The organism is Streptomyces sp. NPDC046915, assembly GCF_040644935.1.
Taxonomy (GTDB): Bacteria; Actinomycetota; Actinomycetes; order Streptomycetales; family Streptomycetaceae; genus Streptomyces.
This window is the reverse complement of record NZ_JBEYXB010000006.1, coordinates 378,852-391,173: the sequence shown is the minus strand read 5'-3', so window position 1 is coordinate 391,173 and position 12,322 is coordinate 378,852. Positions and strand designations below refer to the sequence as shown.

Sequence of the window (12,322 nt, the reverse complement as noted above, 5' to 3'; positions counted from 1 at the left end):
CCGGGCGGTGAAGCGCGGCGCACCGTTGGTCACGGAGTCACGGGGTCACGGAGTCACGGCGTCACTGCATCACGGGGTCAGATACGCCTCCACCTCGCTGAACTGGCCCGCCGGCCAGCCGGTGTTGGCGCTGACGGTCAGCTTCAGATGGCGCAGGCTGGTGCCGTCGGGCAGGGAGACGGTCGTCGTGTTGCCGGTCGCCGGGTCGAAGCGGTAGCCCTGGGGGCCGACCACCGTGGACCAGTTCGAGCCGTCGGTGCTGCCGAGCACGGTGATGGTCTGGGTGCGCGCGCCCCAGGCGGCCGACGGCGGCAGTTTCAGCACCAGGCGGCGGACCGCCTGTGCGGAGCCGAGGTCCACCGTCCAGGACTGCGGGAAGGCGTTGTTGGTGGACTCCCAGTAGCTGCTCGCGTCGCCGTCGACCGCCTTGCCGGGCGTGTAGACGTCCTGCGAACCGGTGGCGGTGGCAGGCCGGCCCTTGGCGAGGTTGCGGCCCGGGTCGGGGTCCGGGTCGCCCTGGCCGGGCTGGGGCCAGGCGGAGCAGTCCGACCAGGTGCTGCTCCAGCCGGAGTTGCCGCCGCCGTCGGTCAGCGTGAAGGCGCCCGAGCCGGACGGATAGGGGCAGTTGTAGATGCCCGCCGCGCCGACCGAGGTGGCCGTGACATTGCGGAAGGCGGCGGCGCCCTGGGCTTCGGCCTGGACGACGACCGTCCCGGTGTTGCGTACCGTCGCCCCGTCCACGGTGACGCCCCGGACCGGGTAGCCGTGCCCGCCGCCGGAGACGAACTCGAAGGCGCTGTAGGGGCTGTCGGTGACCGTCGTGTCGGTGATGTTCACCGTGGCGTCGATGGCGCTGTCGTAGGAGTCGACGCGCAGGGCGCCCATCGGGTGGTTCCAGTTGGGGTTCATGGCGCCGGCGCGCACGAGTGTGTTGCCGTCCACCGTGATGGTGCCAGCGAGGGGGTTGAAGGGGTCGAGGAACTTCTGGTTGGAGATCGCGATGCCGCTGCCGAGGGCGTTGGTGTCGGAGACCAGGTTGTTCTTCACGGCGATGTCGGTGCCGCCGTAGATCGCGATGCCGTTGGCGAGGTTCGGCTGCGAGATGGTGTTGTTCTCGAAGCTGCTGTTCGTGTCCGGCGCGTACAGCGACCACATGGCGAGCGAGTCGTCGCCCTGGTTGCGCAGGAAGTTGTTCCGGACGCGGACGCCCTTCGCGGTGCCGTTGAGGTTGAGTCCGTCGGCGGTGGTGTCGAGGATGCGGTTGTTCTCGACGACCAGGTTGTCGTTGTTGCCCATGAGCCACAGGCCGACCTTCATGTGCTGGATCCACATGCCGGAGACCGAGGAGTTCGGGCCGAGCGAGCCGTTGACGAAGTTGTCCGGGTTGGAGTCGACGCGCTCGGTGACCTCGCCGACGACCGCGAAGTCCTTGATGTGGACGCCTCCGGAGGAACTGGACTGGTCGATGAAGCGGGAGGTGTGCACGACGGAGTACCAGTGGCCGGCCCCCTGGAGGGTCACGTTCTGTACGCCGCTGAGCGAGGACGTCAGCCGGTAGTCGCCCGGCGGGATCCAGACCACTCCGCCCTGTGCGGCCGCGATGGCGTCCCGGAACGCCTGGGTGGAGTCGCCCTGGCCGCTGGGGTCGGCGCCCTTGGAGGTGACCGACACCGATCCGGCGGGCTGGCCGGCGGCCGCGGCGACCTGCTCGAAGTCGGCGACGTCGACGGTGACCTGGGTGCCGGTCGACTGGAAGGCGACCTTGTCGCCCGCCTGGACGTCCCGGCCCAGCAGCAGACGGGCGTTGTCGTAGAAGTGGTGGGTCCTGGATCCGGCGATCCAGCCGGTGTCGATGTAGGAGTACTTGGAGGTGACCGGCAGGGTCTTCGCCAGCTTGGTGCCGTTGACGTACACGTCGAGCGTGCCGGACCGACCGTCCGGAACGCTGTATGCGATGTTCACCGCATTGGATGCACGCGGCACGGTGAACTCGACGCGCTGCCCGGAGTCGAGTCGCACGGCCTGACGGCCGGAGGCCTCGGATGCGAGGGTGCCCTGGGTGTAGTCGGGGCCGATCTTCGTGCCGGTGGTGGTCGCCGACTCGGCCTCGACCGAGCTGAACGGGAGGGTGGCGCCGGCCGCCGCGTGGGCGGCGGGTGCCGCCGTGGTCAGCAGGCCGGCGGTGAGGGCTACGACGGTCGCTGCTGGCATGCTCCTGACACTTCTGCGCATGTGCTGATCCCTTCGTGGTGGGGGTGGGGATAGCGGGGTGCGGTCTCAGGCGCGCAGCCAGACCGCGGTGTCCTTCGGCAGCCGGCCGTCGGGGTCCAACGACCCGCTGCCGAGGAGGAGTTCGGTGTGGGCGGGCAGGGCGGCGGGCGTGTCGGCCAGGTTCACCAGACACAGCACGCCCGCCGCCCGGGTGAAGGCGAGCACCCCGTCGGGCGTGGGCAGCCAGGCGAGCGGGCCGTCACCGAACACCGGGCGGATCCTGATCGCCTCGCGGTAGAGGGTGAGCATCGAGCCGGGATCACGGGCCTGGCGGTCGGCCGCGTACGACGCCCAGCCGGCCGGCTGCGGCAGCCACGGCTCCGCACGGGAACCGAAGCCCGCGTACGGCTCCCCCGCCGCCCACGGCAGCGGCACCCGGCAGCCGTCGCGGCCGGGATCCGCGCCGCCGGAGCGGAAGTGCATCGGGTCCTCGATGCGCTCGACGGGGATCTCGGCCTCGGGCAGCCCCAGTTCCTCCCCCTGGTACAGGTACACCGATCCGGGCAGGGCCAGGGACAGCAGGGCGGCGGCACGGGCGCGGCGGGTACCGAGGGCGAGGTCGGTCGGGGTGCCGAAGGCCTTGGTCGCGAAGTCGAAGGCGGTGTCCTCGCGGCCGTAACGGGTGACCGTGCGCGTCACGTCGTGGTTGCACAGCACCCAGGTGGCGGGGGCGCCGACCGGCGCGTGTTCGGCGAGCGTCTCGTCGATGGACGTCCTCAGGCGGGCCGCCTCCCAGGGGCAGGTCATGAAGGAGAAGTTGAAGGCGGTGTGCAGTTCGTCGGGGCGCAGATAGCGGGCGAAGCGTTCGGCGTCCGGGAGCCAGACCTCGCCGACGAAGACGCCGCCGTACTCGTCGGCGATCGCCCGCCAGGCCCGGTAGATGTCGTGGAGTTCGTCGCGGTCGACGTACGGGTGGGGGTCGCGGCCTTCGGTGAAGTCCGGCAGCCGGGGGTCCTTGACCAGAAGGGCGGCGGAGTCGATGCGGACGCCGGCCACACCCCGGTCGAACCAGAACCGCAGGATGTCCTCGTGCTCCCGGCGCACGGCCGGGTGGGCCCAGTTGAGGTCGGGCTGCTCGGGGGCGAAGAGGTGGAGGTACCAGTCGCCGTCGGCGACGCGGGTCCAGGCGGGCCCGCCGAACTGCGACCGCCAGTCGTTGGGCGGGAGTTCGCCGCGGTCGCCGCGTCCGGGGCGGAAGTGGAACAGGGCCCGTTCGGGGCCGCCGGCGAGGGCCTGGCGGAACCAGACGTGCTGGTCGGAGACGTGGTTGGGCACGACGTCCACGAGGGTGCGGATGCCGAGTTCACGGGCCTCCGCGATCAGCTTCTCCGCCTCGGCGAGTGTGCCGAAGGCCGGGTCGACGGTCCGGTAGTCGGCGACGTCGTAACCTCCGTCCTTCAGGGGTGACAGGTACCAGGGCGTGAACCACAGCGCGTCCACGCCCAGTTCGGCGAGGTACGGGAGCCGGGCACGGACGCCGGCGAGGTCCCCGGTGCCGTCGCCGTCGCCGTCCGCGAAACTGCGGACGTACACCTGGTGGATGACGGCGGAGCGCCACCAGTGGTCGGGGGTCCGGGCATGGGTGGGCTGTCCCACGGTGCTTGCCTTTCTGTCTCGGTCCGGAGGGCGGCGTCAGCCCTTGGTGCTGCCCGCGCTGATCCCGGCGATGATGTGCCGCTGGAAGAGAAGGAACAGCGCGACCATCGGGATGCTGGCGATCACCATGGCGGCGATGAGCACGGTCAGCTGGATGTTCTGCGACAGCTGGACGAGGGCCACGCTGATCGGCTGCCGGTCCGTGTCGGAGAACACCATCAGCGGCCACAGGAAGTCCTGCCACACCGCGACCAGCGCGAAGATCGACACCACGCCTAGCACGGGCCGCGACATGGGCAGCACGATCGACCAAAGGGTCCGCAGCCGCCCGGCGCCGTCGATCTCCGCGGCCTCCAGCACGTCCCGCGGCAGCTGGTCGAAGAACCGTTTGAGCAGGTACAGGTTGAAGGCGTTGGCGACCGCGGGCAGCCAGATGGCGAGGGGGTCGTTGAGCAGGCTGGTGTGGATCAGGGGCAGATCGGCGACGGTCAGGTACTTGGGTACGACCAGTGCCTGGGCCGGGACCATCAGGGTGGCCAGGATGCCGCCGAGGATCACCTTGCCGAAGGCGGGCCGCAGCTTGGACAGGGAGTAGGCGGCGGCCGTGCAGAACACCAGTTGCAGCAGCCAGGCCCCGGCCGCCTGGACCACCGTGTTCCGCAGGTGGAGCGGGAGCTGCATCAGGTCCCAGGCGTCGGTGTAGCCGCCGAGGTGCCAGTGCTGCGGTACGAGCGTGGGCGGGGTCCGCGCCACCTCGTCGGGGGACTTCATCGCGCCCGTCACCATCCAGTAGACGGGGAAGAGGAAGGCGAGCGCGAACAGTATGAGGACGACGGTGAACAGTATCCAGTAGACGATCTTCGCATACGGCCGGGCGAGCGCCGCCGGGGACACCAGGGTCCTGGTGCTCATGCCTCCCCCTCTCCGGAACGGGTCAGCCGCAGGTACACGGCGGAGAACAGGCCGAGCAGGACGAGCAGCATCACGCTGAGCGCGCAGGCGCCGCCGAAGTCGTTGTAGAGGAACGCGTACTTGTAGATGAGGTAGAGAACGGTGACCGTGGCGTTCTCCGGCCCGCCGCCCGTGATGACGAAGGGCTCGGTGAAGACCTGCATGGTGGCGATGATCTGCAGGAGCATCAGCATCAGGATCACGAACCTGGTCTGCGGGATCGTCACATGGCGGATGCGCTGGAGGAGGCCGGCGCCGTCCAGCTCGGCCGCTTCGTACAGCTCGCCGGGGATGGACTGGAGCGCGGCGAGGTAGATCAGGACCGTGCCGCCCATGTTCGCCCAGGTCGCGACGATGACGAGGGAGACGAGGGCGGTGTCGGCGCCGTTGGACCAGTTCGAGGTGGGCAGGTGCAGCGAGCGCAGCGCCTCGTTGGCGAGGCCGGCCCCGGGGTCGTAGAACCACTTCCACAGCAGGGCGCTGACCACCGGAGGGATCATCACCGGCAGGTAGACCACGACCCGGAAGAAGGCCTTCGCGTGCCGCAGCTCGTTGAGCACCAGGGCGAGTACGAAGGGGATCGCGAAGCCGATGAGCAGAGCCAGCGCGGTGAAGGTGAGCGTGTTGCGCCAGGCCGCCGCGAACTCCGGGTCGTGCAGGACGCGGGTGAAGTTCGCGGTGCCGACCCACTCGGGCGAAGAGCCCGGGGTGTACTTCTGGAAGGAGATGACGACCGCGCGGATCGCCGGGTACCAGGAGAACAGGGCGAAGCAGAGGAGTCCGCCGAGGAGGAAGGCGTAGGCGCGGGCCTGGTCGGCCAGGCGGCGCCGCCTCCGGTCCCCTGCCGGGGGCGGCGCCTGTACCCGGTGGACGGCGACCGCATCGGCGGGGCGCCGCTGAGCCGTCTTGGTCATCGGTGTCAGCCCCGGGCGAGGATGCCGTCGATCTTGCCGGAGGCGTCCTTGAGGAGCTGGTCGATGTCCGCGTCCTTCTTGGTGAGGACGGCCGAGACGACGCCGTCGAGGACGGAGTAGAGCTGCTGGGCGTCCGGCGGCTCGATCTTCATCTCCAGTCGCCGGCTGCCGTCGAGGAAGGCCTGGTAGTTCTCGACCGGCACGTTCGCGTCGGCCTTCTTGACCTGCTGGTCCTTGGCGTCGGCGGCGCCGGTGAACAGGCGTGGTTCGGGCAGGCCGACGGGGGCGTCGTTCTTCTTGGCGCGCGCGTAGTCGCCGAGGAAGCCGTCGCCGGGGGTGAGGAACATGTGGTCGAGCCACTTCAGGCCGGCGCGGATCTGGGCGGGCGTGTCGTGCTTGTTGAACATGTAGCCGTCGCCGCCGATGAGCGTGCCCTTGCCGCCGGGCATGGGGGCGAGGGCGAGGTCCTTGTAGTTGCCGCCCTTCTCCTTCACCAGGATCGGGATGTTGTCGGGGGCGGCGAGGTACATGCCGAGCTTGCCCGAACCCATCATCTGCTGGACGTCGTTGATGACGAGCAGTTGCTTGCTGCCCATGGAGTCGTCCGTCCAGCGCATGTCGTGCAGGTTGCCGAGGACGGCCCGGCCCTCGGGGGTGTCGATCGTGGCCTTCTTGCCGTCGGCACCGACGACGTCGCCGCCCTGGGAGTACAGCTCGGCGGTGAAGTGCCAGCCGCCCTGGTTCTGGGCGCTGTAGTCGGCGTAGCCGACGGTGCCGTCGCCGAGCGCGGCGATCCGCTTGGCGTCGGCGCGGACCTCGTCCCAGGTGGCCGGCGGCTTGTCGGGGTCGAGGCCCGCCTTCCTGAAGAGCGCGCGGTTGTAGATCAGTCCCATCGAGTAGCCGGTACGCGGTATGCCGTACACCTTCCCGTCGGCGGTGTAGATGTCGCGCAGCTGCTTCTGGATGGTGCCGTAGCTCTTCAACTCCTTGACGTACGGCGTGAGATCGGCGGCCTGCCCGATGTCGACCACGTGCCGGGCGTCGGTGAAGTACGTGTAGAAGACGTCCTCCATCTGCCCGCCGGCGAGCTTGGCGTCGAACGTCTTCGGGTCCTGGCAGGGGAAGGCGTCGTGGGCGACGACGTCGGTGTCCGGGTTCTGTTTCGCGAAGGAGGCGAGGTCCTCCTCGAAGAAGCTCCGGTCGGTCTTGGCGCTCTTGGGCGGCTCGCAGTTGACGGTGATGCGGGTCTTGCCGCTCGCCGCGTCGTCGCCCGATCCGCAGGCGGTGGCGGCGAGGGCGAGGGACGAACAGACGCCGATCGCGAGGAGGGTACGGCGGAACCCGGTGCTTCTCATCGGTGGACCCCTCTGGGCAGGAGCAGTGGGCGCCGCACACTCAAGCACCGCCGACACCTCTTCGCAAGATGTCGCGCAGGATCTGTAATTATTCGACAGTGGAGTGGATCTCAGCTACGAGGTGCTTGCGCGGTCGACCCCCGCACCACCAGCTCCGGTTCGAACAGCAGCTCCTCGGCCGGTACGGCGGAGCCTGCGATCTGGGCGTTCAGCAGCTCGACGGCCGCCCTGCCCATGGCCTCGATGGGCTGGCGGACGGTGGTGAGCGGGGGCTCGGTGCAGTTCATGAGCGCGGAGTCGTCGTAGCCGACGACGGAGACCTGCGAGGGGACGCCGAGTCCCTTGCGGCGGGCGGCCCTGACCGCCCCCAGTGCCAGCGGGTCGCTGGCGCAGATGATGCCCGTGACCCCCCGGTCGATCAGCCGGGAGGCCGCGGCGTGACCGCCCTCGATGGAGAAGATCGCCCGCGCGACGAACTCCTCGGGCAGCTCGCCGGCGATCGCCCGCGCCGCGGCCAGCTTCCGCGCCGACGGCATGTGGTCGCCGGGTCCCAGCACCAGGCCGATCCGTTCGTGCCCGAGGGAGGCGAGGTGCCGCCAGGCCTGCTCCACGGCGACCGCGTCGTCGCAGGAGACGGCGGGAAAGCCGAGGTGTTCGATGGCCGCGTTGACCAGGACGACCGGGATGTTGCGGTCGGCGAGCAGCCGGTAGTGGTCGTGCGGCGCGTCCGCCTGCGCGAACAGGCCGCCGGCGAAGACCACGCCGGACACCTGCTGTTGCAGCAACAGGGACACGTAGTCGGCCTCGGAGACCCCGCCCTTGGTCTGCGTGCACAGCACCGGGGTGAGGCCGAGCTGGGCCAGCGCGCCGCCGATGACCTCGGCGAACGCCGGGAAGATGGGGTTCTGCAGCTCGGGCAGCACCAGGCCCACGAGCCGGGCGCGTTCGCCGCGCAGCTGCGTGGGCCGTTCGTAGCCGAGGACGTCCAGGGCGGACAGCACCGCCTGCCGGGTGGCTTCGGAGACTCCGGGCTTGCCGTTCAGCACCCGGCTGACCGTGGCCTCGCTGACCCCGACCTTCTTCGCCACTTCCGCAAGTCGTCGCGTCATGAGCGCAAGACTAGCGCAAGAAACGCAAACAGCTTGCGTAAATCGGGTTCAGACCCTGCTCCCGGTCGCCGTGTCCGCCGACAGCCGCTGAGCGACGTAGATCGGCACGACGGACAGCAGCACGAGGACCGCCGCCACCACGTTCACGACCGGTGCCTGCTGCGGCCGGGTCATGTTCTCGAAGATCCAGATGGGCAGCGTCTCGATGCCGGGCCCGGCGGTGAAGGTGGTCACCACGATCTCGTCGAAGGACAGCGCGAACGCGAGCAGCCCGCCCGCGAACAGCGCCGAGCGCACCAGCGGGAAGGTGACGTCCACGAAGGCGCGGAAGGTGTTCGCGCCCAGGTCCATGGCCGCCTCCTCGTACGAGCCGGAGGTGCGGCGCAGCCGGGCGACGACGTTGTTGAAGACCACCACGATGCAGAAGGTGGCGTGGCCGACGATCACGGTGAACAGGCCGAGGCCGATCCCCAGCGGCGCGAGGACCGTGCCGAAGGCGGAGTTGAGGGCGATGCCGGTGACGATACCGGGCAGCGCGATCGGCAGGACGACGACGAAGGAGACGGCGTCCCGGCCGAAGAAGCGGTACCGGGCCACCGCGAACGCGATCAGCGTGCCGAGGACGAGGGCGACGGCGGTGGCGCCGAGGCCGGCCTTCACCGACACCCACAGCGCCTCGCGCGCGCCCGCGTTCTCCCAGGCGACCGACCACCAGTGCGCGGTAAGACCGGGCGGCGGCCAGCTCGCGCTGCGGTCCGGGTTCAGGGAGTTGACGAGGACCAGCAGCAACGGCACGTAGATCACGGCGAAGCCGAAACCGGCGGCGACGCGCAGCGCGATGCGCGCGGAACGCGAGAGCTGCATACGGACGAACACCTCTCTAGAGGCTGCTGAGCGCGCCCGTGCGGCGCATCGCCAGCAGGTACAGCACGATCACGACGACCGGGACCGTGCCGAGCGCGGCGGCCATGGGCAGGTTGAGTTCGATGTTGGAGTAGACGAGATTGCCGATCAGCTGGGTCTTGCCGCCGACGATCTGCACGGTGATGTAGTCGCCGAGGCTGAGCGAGAAGGTGAAGACGGACCCGGCGGCCACCGACGGCAGCACCATCGGCAGGACGACCGACCGGAAGGTGCGCCCCGGACGCGCCCCGAGGTCGGCGGAGGCGTCCAGCAGGCCCGCGGGCAGCTGTACGAGGGCCGTGTGGATCGGCAGGATCATGTACGGCAGCCAGAGGTAGGTGAGCGTCAGTACGGCCGCCGGCAGCCCGAAGCCGGGACCGCTCAGGCCGAACGGCTTCAGCACCCAGTCGGCGAGCCCGCCCTCGGAGAGGATCAGCCGCCAGGCGTACACCTTGACCAGGTAACTCGCCCACAGCGGGGTGAGGATGGCGACGACGAGCAGCGGCCGCCACTCGGGCCCCGCCACCCGGGCGGTGTAGAAGGCGAGCGGGAAGGCGATCACCGCGCACAGGACGGTGACCGCGAGGGCCACGCCCACGCTGCGCAGGATCACCTGCCGGTAGACGGGGGTGGTCAGCAGCGCGTGGAAGTTGTCGGTCGAGAAGACCTTCACCACCTCGGAGGTGAAGGAGTCGGTCGTCCAGAACGCGGAGACGAACAGGACGCTCAGCGAGCCGAGGTAGAGCACGGCCAGCCACAGCAGCGGGGCGGTGAGCAGCAGGGTCAGCCTGAGCCGGGGCCGGCGGTGCAGTGTCCCGGCGAGCCGCCGGACGGTCCCCCGCCCGGCGGCCTGCGCCTGTGTGGTCATGGCTCAGCCCTTGATCTCGGTCCAGGCCTGGACCCACTTGGCGTACGGCACGCACGTGACGTCCGTTCGGCCGTCGAGGCACTGCTCGATGGGCGTGTTCCAGAAGGCGATGTTCTTCCAGTAGCTCTCGTCGCCGGCGTGGTAGGTGGCGCAGAAGTTCTTGTCGCTGGTCTCCGCGCACGCCTTGGCGTTGGCCGGTGCCTCGCCGAAGTACTCGGCGACCTGGGCGTTGACCTTCGGGGAGACGATCCAGTTCAGCCATTTGTATGCACAATTCGGATGCTTGGCTTTCGCATACACCATCCAGGTGTCGGACCAGCCGGTCGAGCCCTCCTTCGGCACGAAGGCCTTGACCTTCGCCCCCTCGGAGGCGGCGAGGCCGGCGATGACCTGCCAGGTGGTGCCGACGACCGAGTCACCGCTCTTGAAGGCGGAGATCTCCTTGAGGTAGTCGCTCCAGTACTCGCCGATGCTGGCGTTCTGCTTCTTCAGCAGGGCCACGGCGGCGTCGAACTGCTTCTGGTCGAGCGCGTACGGGTTCTTGATCTTCAGTCCGGGCCTGGTGGCCTTGAGGTAGAGCGCCGCGTCGGCGATGTAGATCGGCGAGTCGTACGCGGTGACGTGGCCCTTGTACTTCGCCGCGTCGTCGAACACGGCCGACCAGGAGGTGGGCGCGGGGGTCACCTTCTCGGTGTTGTACATCAGCAGGTTGGCGCCGCGGCCGTGCGGGATGCCGTACATCCTGCCGTCCACCGAGTTCCAGGCGCCGTTCTTCAGGCCGCTGAACACGTCCTTGTAGTTGGGCACGAGGGAGGTGTTGACGGGGGCCGCGTCGCCGGAGGCGATGAGGCGCAGGGACGCGTCGCCGGAGGCGGAGACGGCGTCGTACTCGCCGGTCTTCATCAGTTTGACCATCTCGTCGGAGCTGGCCGCGACCTTGGAGTGGACCTGACAGCCGGTTTGTTTCTCGAAGCCGCTGACCCAGTCGGCCTTGGGGTCGTTGGACCCGTCCTCGACATAGCCGGCCCAGGCGATCAGGTCGACCTGGCCCTCGGTCCTGCCGATCTCGGACTGCGCCTTGAGGTCGGGCGGGTTGAGGCCGCCGGACGAGGAGCCGCCGGAGGAGCCGCAGGCGGTGGCGGCGACGAGCAGCGCGGCGGCTGCCGTCACCTGAAGGGTTCGGGTGAGGCGCACGACGTACTCCCTGTGTGACTGTGTGAGGAACGGTCAGTGGGCGTCCGGGACCTGGACGGTGTGACGGCGGTGCCATTGGAGGCGGACCCGTCTGCCGCGGTAGGCGGCGACGTCCTCGGCGGAGGTCTCCAGGTTCTGCTGGAGCGCGGTGAGGCGGCCGCCGGCGTCGAGGTCGACCAGGAAGCGGGTGCTGTCGCCCAGGTAGACGACCTCGGCGACGGTGCCGGTGGCGCTCGCGTGGCCGGGTCCGTCCACGTCGGCGGACTCCTTCAGCACGCGGATCTTCTCGGGGCGGACGCTGTAGGTGCCCGGGGTGCCGGTGATGCGCCGGGCGGACTCGCCGGCGAGCAGGTTGGAGGTGCCCACGAAGGAGGCGACGAAGCCGGTCGCGGGGCGCTCGTAGATCTCGGCCGGGGTGCCGACCTGTTCGATGCGGCCCTGGTGGAAGACGGCGATGCGGTCGCTCATCGTCAGGGCCTCCTCCTGGTCGTGGGTGACGAAGACGAAGGTGATGCCGACCTCGCGCTGGAGCGCCTTGAGCTCGACCTGCATCTGCTCGCGCAGCTTGAGGTCGAGGGCGCCGAGCGGTTCGTCGAGCAGCAGCACGCGAGGGCGGCCCACCAGGGCGCGGGCGAGGGCGACGCGCTGGCGCTGGCCGCCGGAGAGCCGGTCCGGGCGCCGTGTGCCGTAGCCGTCGAGACGGACCTCGGCGAGCGCCTCGCGGGCACGGACGAGACGCTCGGCCTTGGGCACCCCCCGGACCTTGAGGCCGTAGGCGACGTTCTGCTCGACGGTCATGTGCGGGAAGAGGGCGTAGTCCTGGAAGACGGTGTGCACGTCCCGCTCGAAGGGGGCGAGCCGGGTGACGTCCCGCCCGGCGAGTTCGACCCGGCCCTCGGTGGGGGTCTCGAAGCCGGCGATCAGACGCAGGACGGTCGTCTTGCCCGAGCCGGAGGGGCCGAGCATGGAGAAGAACTCCCCGTCCCCGATCTCCAGGTCGACCCCGGCCACGGCGGTCGTCTCCCCGAAGGACTTCGCCAGGCCCTGCAACCGGATCGCGCTTCCCTCCATGTGCGGGAACCTTTCTGGCGCTCGCTTACGTTGTCGGGAAACATATGAAGTCATAGTTCAAAGCTCAAGTCCCCGTTAGGGTAAAGCTTG

Annotated in this window: 10 protein-coding genes; all 10 read right to left on the bottom strand. The window is 69.6% G+C overall.

Annotated elements, in window-relative coordinates; all coding sequences use genetic code 11:
* Nucleotides 1-69: 69 nt before the first annotated feature.
* Nucleotides 70-2,211, bottom strand: a complete 2,142-nt coding sequence (locus ABZ915_RS18535) for a discoidin domain-containing protein (protein ID WP_361803564.1) — start codon at nucleotides 2,209-2,211, stop codon at nucleotides 70-72.
* A 66-nt stretch (nucleotides 2,212-2,277) separates the two neighbouring features.
* Nucleotides 2,278-3,867, bottom strand: a complete 1,590-nt coding sequence (locus tag ABZ915_RS18530) for a glycoside hydrolase family 13 protein (protein ID WP_361803561.1) — start codon at nucleotides 3,865-3,867, stop codon at nucleotides 2,278-2,280.
* Between the two features lie 36 nt (nucleotides 3,868-3,903).
* Nucleotides 3,904-4,779 (bottom strand): carbohydrate ABC transporter permease, encoded by an 876-nt coding sequence (locus ABZ915_RS18525; protein WP_361803558.1) that lies wholly within the window; start codon nucleotides 4,777-4,779, stop codon nucleotides 3,904-3,906.
* Entirely contained in the window at nucleotides 4,776-5,732 is a 957-nt protein-coding gene (locus ABZ915_RS18520; protein ID WP_361803555.1) for a sugar ABC transporter permease, read from the bottom strand. Before ABZ915_RS18520 ends, ABZ915_RS18525 begins: the two co-directional genes overlap by 4 nt.
* Nucleotides 5,733-5,737: 5 nt before the next feature.
* Complete coding sequence (locus ABZ915_RS18515; protein ID WP_361803552.1) at nucleotides 5,738-7,087, bottom strand: extracellular solute-binding protein; 1,350 nt, start codon at nucleotides 7,085-7,087, stop codon at nucleotides 5,738-5,740.
* A gap of 110 nt (nucleotides 7,088-7,197) precedes the next feature.
* On the bottom strand, nucleotides 7,198-8,196 hold the full coding sequence (locus ABZ915_RS18510) for a LacI family DNA-binding transcriptional regulator (RefSeq protein WP_361803549.1): 999 nt from the start codon (nucleotides 8,194-8,196) through the stop codon (nucleotides 7,198-7,200).
* A gap of 48 nt (nucleotides 8,197-8,244) precedes the next feature.
* Entirely contained in the window at nucleotides 8,245-9,060 is an 816-nt protein-coding gene (locus ABZ915_RS18505) for an ABC transporter permease (RefSeq protein WP_361803546.1), read from the bottom strand.
* A gap of 16 nt (nucleotides 9,061-9,076) precedes the next feature.
* Entirely contained in the window at nucleotides 9,077-9,967 is an 891-nt protein-coding gene (locus ABZ915_RS18500; protein WP_361803543.1) for an ABC transporter permease, read from the bottom strand.
* Nucleotides 9,968-9,970: 3 nt separating this feature from the next.
* Nucleotides 9,971-11,161, bottom strand: a complete 1,191-nt coding sequence (locus ABZ915_RS18495; protein ID WP_361803540.1) for an ABC transporter substrate-binding protein — start codon at nucleotides 11,159-11,161, stop codon at nucleotides 9,971-9,973.
* 33 nt (nucleotides 11,162-11,194) lie between these two features.
* Nucleotides 11,195-12,232 (bottom strand): ABC transporter ATP-binding protein, encoded by a 1,038-nt coding sequence (locus ABZ915_RS18490; RefSeq protein WP_361803537.1) that lies wholly within the window; start codon nucleotides 12,230-12,232, stop codon nucleotides 11,195-11,197.
* Between the last annotated feature and the right edge of the window lie 90 nt (nucleotides 12,233-12,322).

Bases quoted from the DNA above. Each gene is read 5' to 3' on its own strand.
- ABZ915_RS18510 (WP_361803549.1), bottom strand. From the start codon at position 8,196: ATGACGCGACGACTTGCGGAAGTGGCGAAGAAGGTCGGGGTCAGCGAG.
- ABZ915_RS18525 (WP_361803558.1), bottom strand. From the start codon at position 4,779: ATGAGCACCAGGACCCTGGTGTCCCCGGCGGCGCTCGCCCGGCCGTAT.
- ABZ915_RS18500 (WP_361803543.1), bottom strand. From the start codon at position 9,967: ATGACCACACAGGCGCAGGCCGCCGGGCGGGGGACCGTCCGGCGGCTC.
- ABZ915_RS18515 (WP_361803552.1), bottom strand. From the start codon at position 7,087: ATGAGAAGCACCGGGTTCCGCCGTACCCTCCTCGCGATCGGCGTCTGT.
- ABZ915_RS18535 (WP_361803564.1), bottom strand. From the start codon at position 2,211: ATGCCAGCAGCGACCGTCGTAGCCCTCACCGCCGGCCTGCTGACCACG.
- ABZ915_RS18520 (WP_361803555.1), bottom strand. From the start codon at position 5,732: ATGACCAAGACGGCTCAGCGGCGCCCCGCCGATGCGGTCGCCGTCCAC.
- ABZ915_RS18505 (WP_361803546.1), bottom strand. From the start codon at position 9,060: ATGCAGCTCTCGCGTTCCGCGCGCATCGCGCTGCGCGTCGCCGCCGGT.
- ABZ915_RS18490 (WP_361803537.1), bottom strand. From the start codon at position 12,232: ATGGAGGGAAGCGCGATCCGGTTGCAGGGCCTGGCGAAGTCCTTCGGG.